Origin of the sequence: Synechococcus sp. C9 (assembly GCF_022984075.1) — a bacterium.
GTDB lineage: Bacteria > Cyanobacteriota > Cyanobacteriia > Gloeomargaritales > Gloeomargaritaceae > Gloeomargarita.
Genome location: NZ_JALAAD010000001.1, coordinates 223,329 through 239,754, shown reverse-complemented (window position 1 = coordinate 239,754; position 16,426 = coordinate 223,329). Strand labels below are relative to the sequence as shown.

The window sequence follows — 16,426 nt, the reverse complement described above, 5'->3', positions numbered from 1 at the left end:
ACAATCAGCCTAATTCATTCGGCGTTGCTTTAATCTAAATAAAATTAAAATACATTTACATTTTCGTTGGATGCTCAGCCCGGTTCGTTCCAACTGATGTGAGGGGTTATGTGCGGTATCGTGGGCTATGTGGGGTTACAATCAGCCACCCCGATTTTGATGGAAGGCTTGCGCCGTCTGGAATACCGGGGTTACGATTCCGCCGGGATTGCCTGGCAAAGTGACGGGGAAATTCACGTCCTGCGGGCACCGGGAAAACTGCACAATCTCCAAGCCCGTCTGCCGAATACGAACAGCCACATCGGGATTGGTCACACCCGCTGGGCAACCCACGGCAAGCCGGAAGAGCGCAACGCCCATCCCCATTGCGACAATCAGCACCGGGTCGCCGTCGTGCAAAACGGCATTATCGAAAACTATCGCCCCCTGCGGGAAGAACTCACTGCCCAGGGCTGTGTGTTTACCTCTGACACGGACACGGAAGTCATTCCCCACCTGTTGAGCCAGTATTTACAAAATAATTACCCATTCCTCGAGGCGATGCGTCTCACCGTTGCCCAATTGGAGGGGGCTTTTGCCATTGCCGCCATTGCCACCGATGCGCCGGATGAGATTATCATTGCCCGTCAGCAGGCACCGTTGGTGGTGGGGTTGGGGCAGGGGGAATTGTTTTGCGCCTCCGATACCACCGCTTTGGTGAATCATACCCAGGCGTTTTTGAGTTTGGAAAATGGGGAACTCGCCCGGCTCACGCCCCTGGGGGTGGAACTGTACAGCTTTGCCGGGGAGCGGGTGCGGCGTTATCCTGAGCGGCTCACCTGGAGTCCCGTCCTGGTGGAAAAAGGTGGGTTCAAGCATTATATGCTCAAGGAAATCCACGACCAGCCGGGGGTGTTGCGCCAGGGGTTGGAGTCCCATCTTTTGGACGGGCAGATTGCCCTGGGACCCGTGCAGGAATTGTATCCCCAGGTGGAGCAAATTCAAATTGTCGCCTGTGGTACGAGTTGGCACGCCGGTTTGGTCGGGCAGTACATTTTACAGCAAGTGGCGCAGGTACCCACCACCGTACATTATGCGTCCGAATTTCGCTATGCTCCGCCCCCCTACCGTCCCCGCACCCTCACCATTGGGGTCACCCAGTCCGGGGAAACCGCCGACACCCTTGCCGCCTTGAGTTTGGAATCCAGCCGCCAGTTGACGGGTACCCCCTGGTTATTGGGGATTACCAACCGCCCGGAGAGTAGTTTGGGTCGCCTGGTGCCCTATGTGATAGACACCCGTGCGGGAATTGAAATTGGGGTAGCCGCCACCAAAACCTTTATCGCTCAGGTCGTTGCCTTTTATTTATTAGCTTTTGACCTAGCCTACCAACGGCAAATCCTCAGCCAAGAAAAATTGGAATTATACTTAGCCAATTTGCAAAAAATTCCCAACCAATTGGAGTGGATTTTAGAAACTCAAGCACCAGCCATTGAACAACTTGCCTATGAATTTCAAGAAGTGCAACACGTCATTTATTTAGGGCGGGGCATCAATTTTCCAATTGCTTTAGAAGGGGCATTGAAACTGAAAGAAATTAGCTACATTCACGCCGAGGGTTATCCTGCCGGAGAGATGAAACATGGTCCCATTGCCCTATTGGATAAGGGTGTGCCGGTCATTGCCATTGCCACCCCAGGAACCGTGTACGACAAAGTTTTGAGTAACGTACAAGAAGCCCGAGCGCGGGAAGCCCATATTATTGGGGTGGGTTCAGCCGCCAATATGGAAATTCCCGATCTATTTCAGGTGAATTTAACCATACCAGAAGTACCCGAATTACTCTCTCCTCTAGTTACAGTCATTCCTTTACAATTGCTAGCATATTACATTGCCGCCCATCGGGGTTTAGATGTGGATCAACCCCGCAACCTCGCCAAGTCTGTCACTGTGGAATAGTCGAAAAAATTAGCTGTTGTACGTGTTGTTCGCAGAAAATAAACTTGTATACTGGACAATAAAGTTGTAAACTCGACAATAAAGTTGTATACTAAAGCCAGTTAGTCCACAGGGTTCGCCCTGAGCAATTCCTTGTTCCCATATCTTCAAGGGTAACTAGATGGCTAAGCGTTGTTGCTTGACTGGCACACAGAAAATTAGGCAATCATATCTGAAATAAGGAGTAGGATCATGGCTCAAACACAGATCAAAAAATATACTTTTGCAGAGTTCTTGGACTATGATGCGGAGGATGATCGTGTGGAATTAGAAGATGGGAAATTAATTATCATGTCCACCGCCAGTCCCCAACATATTGCAATTATTCGCTTTTTATATTCCCTAATTCAACAATACATAAACGATCATAATCTATCCCTAGAAATTTTTCCTGGCGGTATCAGTGTACGCACTGGTATCCGTTCGTCAAGAGAACCAGATTTATGTATTCTGCATCGGGAAGAGTGGGAAGCATTGCGTAAACAAAATCCCAAGTCAGCCATTGTCGAACGTCCACTGTTACTGGTTATCGAAGTGGTCAGTCCAAGGAGTGAAAATCAGGAGCGGGATTATCAAAAAAAACGGGAAGAATATCTACAGATGGGCATTCCTGAGTATTGGATTATTGACGCAGAAGAACAGAAAGTTACGGTTTGTTTATTGAAAGACCGCTCTTACACATCCACTGAGTACATGGGTCAAGCTCTAATCAGGTCTGGCTTACTAACCCACTTAGCGTTAACAGTCGAACAGTTATCTAAGTTTTAGATCGTTGCCCTAGACAAAACCTGTAAATATTGGTAAAATCGGGTCATTTTCAGCTTTGCAATTATTAAGAACATAATTTATGGGGCAAGCTAGATATATACTAGGATCATCTCTGTAAGGAGATTCTTTCTAATGGAAAATAAAAATTTATACCAGTTGCCACACTCAAAATATCTAAATATCTCTGTACTCTCTAGTATATTTAGTGATAGGACTAATTCCTATAAATTCCTCTTTTTATTGAGCATTATGCAGTTATTAGAGAGAAGTCAGTTTGATCAAGATTTATTTAGGTTTAAGGATATTTTGGTCGGAATGCTAGCAATCGCTTGGTATCCTCATTCTGTTTTTAATTTATCTTTCGGTTCACAAGATATGATTGCCAGGGAGCTTGATACACTTAGAAATGAGTTAAAAATTGATAAATATTTGTCAGGAGTCTCGCAAAATGAACAGGAAAAGATAAGAGAAATTATCTCTCAATGTAGTCTTAGTTCGACAACTATAGACCTACTAAGATATGTACCTTACAGATTGATCAGACCCTTTTTTTCTGATCTGCTAAGAGGACTTAAAGACCAACAGGTTAATCAAAGGATTAGCGATCTTGCTGAGCAAGAATTTGAAAATCGTAAACCATTATATAAACTTACAAAAGACAGTATTATATTACACCCTCTGTGGATTGAATATCTTAAAGTGAATTTTTCAATTGTTCGGGCATGGGCAGCATGGGAGTTTTTACAATATATGCAAGGTAAAAATCCGAGTACGCCAGCCATTGCTAATAAAATTTTTCCTCCTCTCACATAGGAGCCAATAACACAACAAACTAACTTTTAGAATCTTATTATCAAATATTCTGAAAATCTCCGTTGCATCTACTCAAATCAGATAGTACAAGAGAATTTTTCTCTAGATCATTACTTACCTTGGACATTTGTAGCCCACAACCAATTATGGAATCTAATTCCTGTTCCCAAATCAGTCAATTCATCCAAGTCAAATCAAGTTCCAAGTGAGATTTATTTTGATAAATTTATTCAAGTACAACATCTTGGTTTGGTTACTGCCAATGAATATATGAGTGGGGATAAATGGGCAGAATCATATCTTTTGGATTTAAGTTTCTCAAGTAAGGATGAGTTGCTGTCCTTAGAAAATCTCAGAAGACAATATATAGCAATCCTACTTGAATTAGCGAACAGAGATTTCCCAGAACCAAGGACGGGGGCGGTGCCCCTGCGACCCCTATTCTATTTTCATTTAGGATTGCTATATTTGATTGGCATACCAAAATCCTCCAGAAGCCAAGACGGGGGCAGTGCCCCTGCGACCCCTGCTCTAAACTTAGTTAGGATTACTATGGCTTAAGAAATGGGGATCATGAGCTATGCTGTCGGTTCCCCATTGCCGACCCGCTGGGCTTTTAGACCCAATACCCTGGCAACAGCCAGGGGCATATCGCCATACTTAATCAGTACAAATTTTTCTGGAATTGGCTTCGGTATTCGGTTGTGGAGCTATGCCAGGAACCAGATTTGAACTGGTGACACGAGGATTTTCAGTCCTCTGCTCTACCGACTGAGCTATCCCGGCGGGCGATTAATCATTATAGCCCAAAACAATTTGTACCAGAATAGGGAAAACTCCTTTATCATGCGAAGTGTAGTGATGGTGCCTGCCCATGAACCCCCGTGTCCTCCGTCAAAACCTCCGGGACTCTGACCGCTACTTCCGCAAGAGTTTTGGGCGGGAGGCGGAGGTGGAACCCGTATTACAAAGCGAGTACCAAAGTTCCCTGGTGCAACGCCTGCGGAATGAACATTACACCCTCACCCAGGGAGAGGTGACGATTCGGCTGGCGTCAGCCTTTGGGTTTTGTTGGGGGGTGGAACGGGCAATCGCTATGGCTTATGAGACCCGCAGGCAGTTTCCCGATGGGCGGATTTGGATTACCAATGAGATTATTCACAACCCCTCGGTGAATGAAAATCTGCGGCAAATGCAGATCGAATTTATCCCGGTGACAGCGGACGGACGCAAGGATTTTAGCGGGGTGGACCGGGGGTCGGTGGTGATTTTACCCGCCTTTGGTGCCAGTGTGCAGGAGATGGAATTGCTCCATGAACGGGAATGCGTGATCGTAGATACGACTTGTCCTTGGGTTTCCAAAGTCTGGAATCGGGTCGGCAAGCACCGCAAGGGGGGCTACACTTCCATTATTCATGGGAAATACAAACATGAGGAAACGATTGCCACCAGTTCCCATGCGGAGCGGTATTTGGTGGTGTTGAATTTGGAGGAAGCTCGCTATGTTGCCAACTACATTTTGCAGGGGGGCGACCGGCAGGAATTTTTAGCCAAATTTCGCCATGCCTGTTCGGAGGGATTTGATCCGGATCGGGATTTGGAACGGGTGGGAATTGCCAATCAAACCACCATGCTCAAGGGGGAAACGGAGGCAATTGGCAAACTGTTTGAACATACCATGCTGAAAAAATATGGACCCGTGAATTTGCATGAGCATTTTCTCAGTTTTAATACGATTTGCGATGCCACGCAGGAACGCCAGGATGCCATGTTTGACCTGGTGAAAAACCCCTTGGATGTGATGGTGGTGATTGGTGGATTTAATTCTTCCAATACGACCCATTTGCAGGAAATTGCCATTGAGCATGGGATTCCTTCCTACCACATTGACAGTGCGGATCGGATTGGACCGGGGAATCGGGTGCAACACAAACCCCTCAGCCCGGATTTGCATTACCTGGAAACGGTGGAACCCTGGCTCCCGGCGGGACCGATTACAGTGGGGGTAACCTCGGGGGCTTCTACCCCGGATAAGGTGGTGGCGGATGTGATTGAGAAAATTTTTGCCATCAAGGGTTGAGATAACTGCGCCAACCCTGTTGTGCCAATCGTTCCTGCTTGTCCAAAACCTGCTCGGTAAGCTGTTGGCGATAGGCGTGCAGGCGGCTCCAGAGTTCCTCGTTCCCACAGGCGAGAATCTGCACGGCGAGTAACCCCGCATTCGTGGCGTTGCCGATGGCGACGGTGGCGACGGGAATCCCCTTGGGCATTTGTACAATCGAGTACAGGGAATCTAAACCCTGCATCTGGGCGGTGGGAATAGGCACCCCAATGACCGGCAGGGGGGTCAAAGCGGCGACCATACCCGGCAGATGGGCGGCTCCCCCGGCTCCGGCAATAATCACCCGCAAGCCCCGTTGGTGGGCGGTTTCGGCGTAGGAGACCATCCGGTGGGGAGTGCGATGGGCGGAAACAATTGCCAAGTCGTAGGCGAGGTGAAAATCCTCACAGACCTGAGCCGCCTGGGACATGACCGGCAAATCCGAGTCGCTTCCCATAATGATGCCCACCAGTGCCATGCCATCCCCCAATCATTGTTTGATCCTATCGTAATTTCACGCAATCCTAGATGATTGATGTAAATCATCAGATTATGGAGAATCAAAGACGCAGTAATGCCCTGCGACCCTTAATCTTTTAAGTGTAAAATTTACTCACAATTCAGGTGATATTGTTACAAGTCGCCTGAGTGGATGCTGATTCCAGTAGAATAAAACCCATGCCAGTAGATTTAGGGGCAGGTGCCGAAAATGATCTCGATGAAATACCTATGTTAATGAGAGCCAAAGACGGGGGTTGCGTGATCATGAATCCATATTCTGATTCTCAATTGCTTTCTAGGATTTCTCAATTGCTCAAGATGCCCATCAACCAATTCAAATTTAGGAGTCAGGATTAGTGAAACGGCATATTCTATTGGGTAGCTTGGGGGTGGTGGCGGCGGTCGGTTTGGGTTTGGGGCTGACCAATCCCTCGGAACAGGAATTTATTGGCTTTGCCTTTGTCACCCTGCGCCAGGAACTTTGCCCCCGTTTGCCGGACATCCTCAAAGAGGCTACTGAGGCTCAAGAAATTCCCCAATTTTTAACCACCTATCTGAATCAATCCTGCGCGGATATTTTAACCGCCATCCGGGGCACCACAGAGGACTTTTTACGCCGAAATACCCGGGTACAAAACTATTTTTTCTTTAGCCTCTACACCACCGAGCTTTTTGGGAATACCTATCGCACCATTGGCATCGCCCGACAATTTATCACCATCCCGGCGAAATAGACCGTTACAATAGCATTAGGTTGTTGGGAGTTGTGCCCTTGATTTCACCGAGTTGGCAGTACCCGATTTTTGGACCAGAGATTGCCTGCCCCCACTGTCGGCAAATGATTCCCGCCCTCACCCTGACGGATACCTACCTATGTCCACGGCATGGGGCGTTTGAATCCAACCCAGAGACAGGGGAATTGGTACATCTGCAATCGGGGCGACGCTGGCGGCAATGGCAACAGCATTGGTACCGACAACATACGCACCCGGACGGCATCCGCTTTGAAATCCATGAGGCGTTGGACCAACTGTATAGCCAGGGCTATCGGGCGACCAAAGTGACAATTGCCCAGCGGTATCAGGAATTGATGACGGGATACCTGGAAAAAGCCAACCGCCCCGGCGAGGAGGGATGTCGCTATCGGCTCTATGGACTGCCGGTGGTTTTCAGCCCCGACCCGGCAACGGAACCCTGCTGGGAAGTGATTAATTTTTATTTGGATAAGGAGCCGGGAACCCCCGTGCGTTACCCCTACCTGCGCTTGTTTGATTGATGCCGGTTTGACTACGGAAACTTAATGTTTGCGCCGTTGCCCACTGGCGAGAATTTGCCCCACCGCCTGCACAGCGGCATAACTCACCCCAGCAGTACCTTCCCCTGGATGCACCGAATCCCCCACCAACCACAGGTGCCGGATCGGCGTGCGGGTTGCCAATCCCCACGGACCAAAGGTATGCACCCGTTGCCCAATGCCCCCCACCATACCCTGGGTGCGAGCCGTATAGCGGGCAAACGTCCGGGGGGTCGCCGCTTCACAGTGAACCACTTGTCCTGGGGATAAATCAAAAAATTCCCCCAGCCGAGCCAGGGCTTGCGCCGTGTACTGCTGTTTTAATGCGTCATAATCCCCCTGTTGCCAACGGTGAATCGCCGTAAAGGATGAGGCAATGATTGTCGCCATGCCCGCCGGTGCCCGCCCATCCCCCGGTTGGCTGACCGAGACAAACAGGGAATTGTTTTCCCCAATCTCCCCCTGGGCATCGTACATAAATTGTAAATGCAGAGGACAGCCCGCCGGAATCGCCGACTGTTTCACCCCTAGATACAGAACAAAGCACCCGGACGCAGGGGGCAACCCGGCAATCCGCTGGCGATACCCCTCAGGCGCCGCATCCCCCAGCAACCGCACCAAATCCACCGCCGTCACATTCGCCACCAGGTGATCCACCGGCTCGTACCAACCCTTGCCCCGCTGATTTTCTACCCACACCCCCCGCACCTGCCCCCGCTCTACAGTAATTGCCGTCACCCGATGCCGCCGCCGCACCCGTCCCCCCCACTTCTGCAAGCTCTGGAGCAACCCCTGGCTCAAAACCTGCATACTGCCGTGCAAATGCTGTAAACCCTGGGGACTATGCGCCACTCCCAAAGCCGTTGCCCCGTATAACAAAGCCGTTTCATTTGCATTACATTGTGAATATAATTTTAACTGCATATCCAAAAAAGTTTGCAAGCGGCGCTCCCCCCCCAGACCGAAAAGTTGTAATGCCTGCCCCACCGTGAGCAGGGCTAGGGGACTGATGAGCAGGGTATCCCCGTCCAACGCCCGCAACAATTGCCCCCAATCTCCCCAGGAGCGAGGCGGAATCACCGGTTGCCGTTGTTGAAATTGCCAGCCCACCGCAAACAGCCAATCCAGCCACTGCCAAAACCGTTCACTTCCAGGGAATTGCCGTTGTCGCTCTGCCCGCCAAGCCTCCGGGTCCCGCCACACCCGCACCGGCTGGGATTCCCCCGGCAAATACACCGCACAAGCCGGGTCGCACCATACCCCCGGCGGGACAGGTATCCCCAATTCTGTAAAGATTTTGTAATGAATCCCCCCCGGTTCCAAACCCGCCACCTGGGTCGCCCCCACGTCAAACGTAAACCCACCCCGCCGGAACGTGGACGCACACCCCCCCACCTGCGCCGCCTGCTCCCACACCACCACCTCAAACCCCCGCCGAGCCAACAAAGCCGCCGCCGTCAAGCCCCCGATCCCCGCCCCAATCACGCCGATTCTCATGATTTTTGTTACAAAAATTTACTTTTCTTTGATCTTAACGTACCCATGCGGGTGAAGCGAGGGATGCCCCTTGCCATCGGATGTATAGCCAGGGAAAGACACAGTCATAGAACGATTCTCAATCGGTAAAAAAACTTATAAATCCTGGTTATCCACTGGTTTTCAATCACCTGTCGTCATAAAACTGCACCAATAGTTTTGGGTTTAATTCAAAAATTTTGGTAATTACTTTGTATAAATACTGGCAATCTGGCAAATTCTCGGAAATAGTTTTTTATCGGTTATTCCAAGCCAGAATAATAAATCAAGCTAATCTAGTTTTTGTTCAAAAAAGGGGTATAATTTGCCAGGAATTGACTAATTTTGCTGTAGGAGTCGTGCCATGAATGAAGTTGTTGCTTACCTGCTCTTGGGGGTCGCCACCAACATTGACAATATGATCATCGGCACGACCTATGGTCTCAAGCGGCACCGGATTGATTTTGTCAACAATGTGATGATTGGCTCCCTGAATGGGGCGGTTACCTTTATTTCAGTATTGATCGGGGATTTTTTACGGCAATTTTTGACCGCCCAGGTGGGGGAATTGTTGGGTGGATTGGTCTTTTTGACGTTGGGTTTTTTGACGATTGCAGAAACCTACATGATGGATCAAGAACTCGAGGCAGAGGGGGAAGCACCACCGGACAATATTAAATCCGGCTATGTCCGAGTATCTCGCCAGGAAGCCTTGGGTCTGGGGTTGGGGTTGAGTGTGACCAATATCGCCGGGGGCGTGGGGGCGGGCTTAGCAGGATTTGAGGTGGTGCGGATGACCCTTTTAATGTTTACTTTCAGCATTTTACCCATTTCCCTGGGGCAATGGATTGGTCAACATACCGCCTCTAAATTTCCCCAGCGGTGGGCAAATATCACAGCCGCTCCCGTGCTTACCGGGTTTGGCATTTGGAAATTGATCGGGGGGGTGATGTCCTAAGCAAAATAGTTATTCACTGGGGAATTTTCCCTGAATGGGGATTTCCTAACCGCTTTGGCTAAAATGGCAGTCAGATACAAGTATTAGCAGTGACGATGACCTAACTTAAACCAGGAGACCTAATGATGAATGGGATACCCATGGTATTGACCTACTTGCTCTTAGGAGTGGCGACGAATATTGACAATTTGATTATTGGCACCACCTATGGGCTACGGGGCAGACGGATCAATTTTCTGGGCAATTTGATGATTGCAATATGTAATGCGTCTGCTACGTTTTTTTCAGTACTGGCTGGGGATTTTCTGCGCCAATTTTTGAGTGAATCCGTAGGGGAATTGCTGGGGGGTTTGGCTTTTTTAACCTTGGGAATGTTGACCGTTTGGGAAGTTTATTTAGCAGAACAATCGGTGGAGGCACAGGTGGAGGATGGGTTCCCGCCGGTGGTACCAGTACGGGTTTCCTACCGGGAAGCGGGGGCGGTGGGGTTGGGGACTGCCGTTAGCAATTTAGCCGGTGGGGTTGGGGCGGGACTGGCGGGCTTTGACCCGGGGCGGATGACGCTCCTGATGTTTGTCTTTAGCATCCTGCCCATCTCCCTGGGACAATGGCTGGGGCAAAACACCCGGGCGAAATTTCCCCAGCGGTGGGTAAATGTCACGGCGGCAGTGGTGCTGATGGGATTTGGGATGTGGAAATTGGTGCAAGGAGCGCAGGGCATTGGGAGCTAGGACTGCTGATCGGGAAGGGGTCGTCAAATACCGGGTGGTTCATCAACCAGGTGCGCCCCTGGACTGGGCAGACCTCCAGCTTTTGGAATCCTGGCGGCAACGGTTACACCAACAGGGGTGGTTGGGGCAGTACCCGGACGGGGTGAGCTATGGGAATGTCAGCCAACGCCATCCCCAAGGCGGGTTGGTGATCACGGCGACCCAGGTGGCGCATCGGACAAAATTAACTTGTGCTGATTATGTACTGGTGACCGATTACGACCCGGCGACCCATACCCTCACCGTCATCGGTTCTACCTGTGCCAGTAGCGAAGCCCCCACCCACTGGGCAATCTACCAACTGGACCCCCGGATTCAGGTCGTGTTTCATATTCACTGCCCCACCCTCTGGACGCAGTTACTGCAACAGCCGGAGATGCCCCGCACCCCCCCGGAGATTCCCTACGGCACCCAGGCGATGGCGCAGGCGATCCGGGCACTCTACCCCCATGACCCCTTTGAGCGCAATTGCTTTGTCATGGCGGGTCACCAGGACGGTATCTTTAGTTTTGGGCGCACGGCGGCGGAGGCAGGGCAGGTGCTTTTTGCCCATGCTAAACTAAAGCTCTGAATGCGGATGTGGCGGAATTGGTATACGCGCACGTTTGAGGGGCGTGTGGCTTCGCCTTGCGAGTTCGAGTCTCGCCATCCGCATCAAATTTTCAGCGTTGCCTATGGGATTAGCCCAGGATTGTAGTAATTTCAAACAAGTTTGCGACATTCGCCTTTACCTGCAAACCCTGTCCTAGAAGGGGATGCAGTGATTACCAGTGCCTCAAAGTGTTGCATTTTCTTGTGAAACGACTATAAATGTCTAAAATGCGGCTCAAACCCCATCTGTAGCAATCCTAAATGAAAATGGAACAGGGGTTGCAGGGGCACCGCCCCGGTCCTTGGTTTTGGAAAATTTTTGTTTGTAAATCAAGTAGGATTGCTAGAGTGGATCAAAAAAATAAATTATGGACACCTCTAAAAATAGGTCGCAGGGGCGTAGCCCCCATCTCTGGTTCTCCTGAATATAAGGGTTCCAGCGAGATAATTTTGTATCGTTGTGAATAAATAGAGGTGTCCTTATGGTAACGGTAAAGAGATAACTTCGGGTACCACTAACAACCTAGTGGTTACGGTGAGAGGAAGGGAGTTTTTGGAGATTCATGTTATTTTTGAAGACGAAAAACCCAACCTTTCTAAGTCCACCCTAGGGGTCACTGCCAAATGAATCTATTCTTCCAAAGGGTAACTATTTTCTCTGTCCTGTGTCCGTTGCTCATGGCGATAGGATTGCCCTATGCGCTTTACCTCCTGAGCCGAGATTCCGTGTCAGCGATTGGCGGCATATATCTATTGATTGGCATTGCCATTTTAGGGGGACTTTGGGGACTGGACCGATGGCTTTCAATGACAGTGCCGTTAGTGCTACTTTCCACTGTAGAAGTTGTGTTCTTGGCTGGCGTGGCACTGTGGTATGGTTACAGTTCCCGGGAATTTACCATAGACGCTTCCACCAATCCATCGCCAGTAATTTTGATTGCTTACACCAGGGACAGAACCCTTGCCGAGGAACCCCAATCCATTTTTCCCTTTCACAAACAAATAACAGTTTCGGAGCGAAATTACGTCATTTTACATGATGTTTATCGTCCCAAAGAAAATAGTTTTTCACCGTTGCTCAAGCCTCCTGCCCGTTGGGGCAATGGATTTCAGTCATCGGGAACACAAGTGAAAAATGACCGGTTTACGGAAATTCGTATTTATTCAAATCCCAATAATCAGCTATCAGAATCTGAAAAGGAAAATTTGGTGAAAGCATTTTTGGCGCAGGTCAATAAATAAAGGCGTTGCCCAGTGGGAGCATGAATGATTGAATGTTCAAAATGCGCCTCAGAACCCATCCAAAAGAATGGCAAGAGGGATGGGGGATAAAAATAAATTTGGGCAGATTGCGGTCGTCAGCTTTTTGACCCATGCTTGCCCCAACTTAAGATTAGATCGATCCCAAGTTCACAATCCCCCATGCCCTGCCCGATCACCCTGGTCACCGGTCCTAGTCGCTCCGGCAAAAGCCGCTGGGCGGAACATCTGGCGCACTGCTCGCAATTACCCGTCATTTACGTCGCCACCAGTCACCCCGCCCCCGACGACCCGGAATGGCAAAACCGGATTCGCCACCACCAACAGCGACGACCCGCCCACTGGCGTACCCTGGAACCGCCTCTGGATTTGGTCGCCCTTTGCCACAATCCGCCGCCCGATACCTGTTTATTGGTGGATTCCCTGGGGACTTGGGTGGCAGAATTTTTAGCATTAAATCCCTCCGAATGGCTCACCCTAGAAACCCAATTGCTGACTGCCTTAAAAACCATTTCTACCCCGATCATTTTGGTCGCCGAAGAAGTAGGTTGGGGGGTGGTGCCCGCCTATCCTTCCGGGCGTTCATTTCGGGATCGTTTGGGAGAATTGGTGCAGGCAATTGGTGCCATCGCTGACCAGGTGTACCTCGTCACCGGGGGGTGGGCAATCAACCTCACTGAATTAGGGCAACCCGTGCCTAGAGGGGCGTTTCTGGATTCTGTACCCCCCGCATGATCCGGGAAAGTTCCGTTTTTTCATCCACCATCACCCGGGTGGGCGAACCACTGATAATCCGTTCTAAGTTGCGGAAGGAATCCTGAATATCTGGACCCTGGTTGGTAATCACATATTCCCGGATGCCTTTATCATGCCAAGAACCCCGCATTTTGAACACATTGATCGCCCGGGAAATTTCCCCCCGAATCTCCACATATTGCAAGAGCAAAATCGTATCCGTAATCGTGGAAATATGGGACTCCGTAATCGAATGAGAACCCAAAAACTGGTCTAACGTATTCGTAAAAAATCCGGTAATTTCCTGCTGTTTGGCAAACCCCGTCACCCCAATCACAAACTGCCGAAACGCATTATTGCTCACCCCCCGTGCCAGCGCCGATAGGGAATCAATGGCAAAACAGGAAGGACGAAAACTGGAAATTTCCGAGCGCACAATCTGCATATGATCCTCTAACCCAGTGGATTCCGGGTAGGCGCAGATAATTTTCAGCAACCCCTGGCGTTCAAACCGCTCAAAATCCACCCCCCAGGAAGAAGCATTGCGGGACAATTGCGCCCGGGATTCCTCATAGGCAAACAACAGCGCCCGTTCCCCCCGTTGACAGGCATTTTCCAAAAACCGGCTCACCAACAGGGTTTTGCCCGTCCCCGTCGCCCCCGTCGCCAAAATAATCGAATCCTTGAAAAAGCCCCCGCCACACATCTCGTCCAGGGTGGGAATCCCGGAAGACACCCGCACATTGGAAGAACGCTGGGTCAACTGCATCGCCCCCAAAGGAAAGATATTCACCCCATCCTGGCTAATCGTAAATGGATATTCCCCCTTCATGTGGGTCGTGCCCCGCAATTTGAGGATTTCAATCGTGCGATGGCGGCGTTCCATCTCTAAAACATTGCGTAAAATTACCACATTATCCGAGACAAATTCTTCCACATCAAACCGGGCAATGGGACCATATTCATCAATCCGTTCTGTGGTCATCACCGTCGTAACTTGCAATTTCTTTAACCGGGCGACCATGATGAATAACTCATTGCGGATCATGGACACCCCATTGTTACCGCTATACTGCTGAAAAATCGCCGTTACCGAATCAATAGACACCCGTTTGGCTTTGAATTTCTCCACCGCATATTCGATCCGGGCGATCAGGGCGGATAAATCAAATTCCCCAATAATTTGCTGTCCCTCCGGCTCCGGGGAAGCATCCAAAATAAATAACTTTCCCTGGTCAATCAGGGCTTGTAAATTCCAACCAAAACTGAGGGCGTTTTTGATAATATCCTCCGGGGACTCCTCAAAGGTGACGAAAATCCCTGGTTCATCAAAATGGATGATGCCATTGTATAAAAACTGCATGGCAAAAATCGTTTTTCCCGTCCCGGAGGTGCCGCTGACAATCGTACAACGACCCGCCGGTAATCCCCCGTGACTTACCTCATCAAATCCTTCAATTAAGGTGCGAATTTTTTGCACACCCATTACGCTTCCAGCGGACATAACTAACCCGATGATTCGTCTTCCACTAATTCATCATACAGGAGGTCAAGTCCGATCAAGACCTTTTCCCGATCCGACAAATCCCCGATGATCCGCCGCACCGGTGGGGGCAAAATCCGGGACAGGGTGGGGGTGGCTAAAATTTTATCCTCCTCCGCCAGCCGGGGGTTGGCTAAAATGTCAATCACTTTCAAAGTATAAACCCCCTTAAATTCGGTAGCCAAAATGTCCCGCAGGGTGGCTAAAGCCCGCACGGAATTGGGGGTATTGCCCGCCACATACAGTTTGAGAATATAGACTTTTTTGGTGGTGCGATTCATGGTGTTTCCCTCGTCACTTCGACCATAGCACGGCGATACCGTTCACACAAATGGGCAATCACATCAATTAACGTCAGCCGATAGTCCAATACCACCTCCTCACTGCGTCCTTCTAGTTTCAATTGTTTGATGATTTCATCCATAAAGTGCATATGCATCCCCAATACCTCGGAAATCGGCAAATTCAGCATATAGGCAATGTAGGTGAACTGGGCAATCCGTTCGTGGACATCCGGGGCATCCCGAAAGTAGAGCAAAATGATTTGATAATACAAGGCAGTAGTGTTGAATGTTAACGAAAGGGTGGAAAAGGGAGACTAAAAATGGTATTTTAGATTGGTAGAAACCACGAGTAACAGTATTTTTATGAGACGACAAATTCAGGGACTTATCAAGCCCTTGCTGAACCTTCTTCCCAAAAACGACTATCCAGTCTTGGATACTCGCTTGTTTGTACTCATATGGATGCACTTCATTTTAGATGCAAGAGTCGCCACCATGCGGGGCTTATTCTTCCTCTTGAATCATCTCAATTTTAAAGTTGACATATCAACGTTTTCTAAGGCGTGTAAACATCGTAGCACCGAGCCGTTTCAAGTGATCCTAAGAGAACTGCAAAAACGGCTTAAACATCATCAAGGTGAATTTAAGCACTTATTCCCATTAGATTCTACCATTATCACCCTGACCAGCAAATTATTCTGGCACTACAAGCAGGTAAAATTGACGCTTGGCCTGGATATAAATGAGGGCAATATCGGTGACGAATCAATTATATTTGGAAAGACTAATGACCATAAAATTGGGCATCTTGTGATTGGGACGATACCTGAGAATGCCGTTGGTATCATGGATAGGGGTTTTGCTTCCTGGAAATTAATGGACGAAATGTGTAAACGAAATACATTGTTTATTGTGCGGATTAGAAATAATATGAAGTTGCAACCTGACAATCCGGATATTCGGGTAATTCAATTTTTTAATGAAGAGGAAAACACAGAATATAGGCTAGCGACTAACGTGACTTCGATGACGGATGAAGAGATTTGTTCAGCCTATCGTTTGCGCTGGCGAATTGAGTTGCTTTGGAAGGCACTAAAGATGCACTTGAAATTGGATAGAATCATTACCAAGAATGAGAATGGTGTGCGGCTACAGATTTATGCCGTATTGATTGGTTATCTAATTTTAAGATTGCTGGAGATAGGTCACAATAAGACCTATGAATTGATTGACAAGTTGCGATATTTACAAATAGAAATAGGCCGACACTGTAGCTTCATGGAACTCGTAGGGGTAGAGCCGCTCGTAGGATAACC

Annotated in this window: 17 protein-coding genes and 2 tRNA genes; 13 read left to right on the top strand and 6 right to left on the bottom strand. The window is 49.1% G+C overall.

The window, feature by feature from the left end; all coding sequences use genetic code 11:
* Window positions 1-108: 108 nt before the first annotated feature.
* From glmS to MLD66_RS01175, 3 genes are all read left to right on the top strand, one after another.
* Entirely contained in the window at window positions 109-1,938 is a 1,830-nt protein-coding gene (gene glmS, locus MLD66_RS01185) for a glutamine--fructose-6-phosphate transaminase (isomerizing) (protein WP_247215118.1), read from the top strand.
* Window positions 1,939-2,169: 231 nt separating this feature from the next.
* The gene (locus tag MLD66_RS01180; protein WP_247215117.1) at window positions 2,170-2,745 is read left to right on the top strand and encodes a Uma2 family endonuclease; all 576 of its coding nucleotides are present in this window, start codon (window positions 2,170-2,172) and stop codon (window positions 2,743-2,745) included.
* A gap of 132 nt (window positions 2,746-2,877) precedes the next feature.
* Window positions 2,878-3,558, top strand: a complete 681-nt coding sequence (locus MLD66_RS01175; protein ID WP_247215116.1) for a hypothetical protein — start codon at window positions 2,878-2,880, stop codon at window positions 3,556-3,558.
* Between the two features lie 713 nt (window positions 3,559-4,271).
* Here MLD66_RS01175 and MLD66_RS01170 read toward each other — a convergent pair.
* Window positions 4,272-4,344: transfer RNA gene (locus MLD66_RS01170), tRNA-Phe, on the bottom strand.
* An 88-nt stretch (window positions 4,345-4,432) separates the two neighbouring features.
* On the opposite strand from MLD66_RS01170, the gene MLD66_RS01165 reads away from it, so the two are divergent.
* Window positions 4,433-5,638, top strand: coding sequence for a 4-hydroxy-3-methylbut-2-enyl diphosphate reductase (locus tag MLD66_RS01165; protein ID WP_247215115.1), 1,206 nt, complete (start codon window positions 4,433-4,435; stop codon window positions 5,636-5,638).
* Here MLD66_RS01165 and purE read toward each other — a convergent pair.
* Window positions 5,628-6,137 (bottom strand): 5-(carboxyamino)imidazole ribonucleotide mutase, encoded by a 510-nt coding sequence (gene purE, locus MLD66_RS01160; protein ID WP_247215114.1) that lies wholly within the window; start codon window positions 6,135-6,137, stop codon window positions 5,628-5,630. The genes MLD66_RS01165 and purE overlap by 11 nt on opposite strands.
* Window positions 6,138-6,516: 379 nt before the next feature.
* Here purE and MLD66_RS01155 point away from each other — a divergent pair, with 379 nt between their 5' ends.
* Window positions 6,517-6,894 carry a DUF4359 domain-containing protein gene (locus MLD66_RS01155; RefSeq protein WP_247215113.1) on the top strand — a complete coding sequence of 126 codons (378 nt, stop codon included), beginning with the start codon at window positions 6,517-6,519 and terminating at the stop codon, window positions 6,892-6,894.
* A gap of 38 nt (window positions 6,895-6,932) precedes the next feature.
* The gene (locus tag MLD66_RS01150) at window positions 6,933-7,436 is read left to right on the top strand and encodes a TIGR02652 family protein (RefSeq protein ID WP_247218879.1); all 504 of its coding nucleotides are present in this window, start codon (window positions 6,933-6,935) and stop codon (window positions 7,434-7,436) included.
* Window positions 7,437-7,457: 21 nt separating this feature from the next.
* Here MLD66_RS01150 and crtD read toward each other — a convergent pair whose 3' ends face one another.
* Window positions 7,458-8,951, bottom strand: coding sequence for a C-3',4' desaturase CrtD (gene crtD, locus MLD66_RS01145; RefSeq protein ID WP_247215112.1), 1,494 nt, complete (start codon window positions 8,949-8,951; stop codon window positions 7,458-7,460).
* A 382-nt stretch (window positions 8,952-9,333) separates the two neighbouring features.
* Between crtD and MLD66_RS01140 the strand changes: the two genes are divergently transcribed.
* The 6 genes from MLD66_RS01140 to cobU all read left to right on the top strand — a co-directional run bounded on the left by MLD66_RS01140 (window position 9,334) and on the right by cobU (window position 13,283).
* On the top strand, window positions 9,334-9,927 hold the full coding sequence (locus tag MLD66_RS01140; RefSeq protein WP_247215111.1) for a manganese efflux pump: 594 nt from the start codon (window positions 9,334-9,336) through the stop codon (window positions 9,925-9,927).
* Window positions 9,928-10,067: 140 nt separating this feature from the next.
* Window positions 10,068-10,658 carry a hypothetical protein gene (locus MLD66_RS01135; protein WP_247215110.1) on the top strand — a complete coding sequence of 197 codons (591 nt, stop codon included), beginning with the start codon at window positions 10,068-10,070 and terminating at the stop codon, window positions 10,656-10,658.
* 34 nt (window positions 10,659-10,692) lie between these two features.
* Window positions 10,693-11,268 carry a class II aldolase/adducin family protein gene (locus tag MLD66_RS01130; protein WP_247215109.1) on the top strand — a complete coding sequence of 192 codons (576 nt, stop codon included), beginning with the start codon at window positions 10,693-10,695 and terminating at the stop codon, window positions 11,266-11,268.
* 2 nt (window positions 11,269-11,270) lie between these two features.
* Window positions 11,271-11,351, top strand: a tRNA-Leu gene (locus MLD66_RS01125).
* 615 nt (window positions 11,352-11,966) lie between these two features.
* A complete protein-coding gene (locus MLD66_RS01120) occupies window positions 11,967-12,530 on the top strand; it encodes a hypothetical protein (RefSeq protein WP_247215108.1) in 564 nt (187 codons plus the stop codon).
* Between the two features lie 180 nt (window positions 12,531-12,710).
* Complete coding sequence (gene cobU, locus MLD66_RS01115) at window positions 12,711-13,283, top strand: bifunctional adenosylcobinamide kinase/adenosylcobinamide-phosphate guanylyltransferase (RefSeq protein ID WP_247215107.1); 573 nt, start codon at window positions 12,711-12,713, stop codon at window positions 13,281-13,283.
* Here cobU and kaiC read toward each other — a convergent pair.
* Genes kaiC through MLD66_RS01100 form a run of 3 tightly spaced genes read right to left on the bottom strand, consistent with a single transcriptional unit; the run spans window position 13,246 to window position 15,382 of the window.
* A complete protein-coding gene (gene kaiC / locus MLD66_RS01110; protein WP_247215106.1) occupies window positions 13,246-14,787 on the bottom strand; it encodes a circadian clock protein KaiC in 1,542 nt (513 codons plus the stop codon). The genes cobU and kaiC overlap by 38 nt on opposite strands.
* A gap of 2 nt (window positions 14,788-14,789) precedes the next feature.
* Window positions 14,790-15,107: a circadian clock protein KaiB gene (gene kaiB / locus MLD66_RS01105; protein WP_247215105.1), complete on the bottom strand. Its 318-nt coding sequence runs from the start codon at window positions 15,105-15,107 to the stop codon at window positions 14,790-14,792.
* Window positions 15,104-15,382, bottom strand: coding sequence for a circadian clock protein KaiA (locus MLD66_RS01100; RefSeq protein WP_247215104.1), 279 nt, complete (start codon window positions 15,380-15,382; stop codon window positions 15,104-15,106). The genes kaiB and MLD66_RS01100 overlap by 4 nt, the downstream gene beginning before the upstream one ends.
* A 91-nt stretch (window positions 15,383-15,473) precedes the next feature.
* Here MLD66_RS01100 and MLD66_RS01095 point away from each other — a divergent pair, with 91 nt between their 5' ends.
* Window positions 15,474-16,424, top strand: a complete 951-nt coding sequence (locus tag MLD66_RS01095) for a transposase (protein ID WP_247214935.1) — start codon at window positions 15,474-15,476, stop codon at window positions 16,422-16,424.
* The last annotated feature ends 2 nt before the right edge of the window (window positions 16,425-16,426 follow it).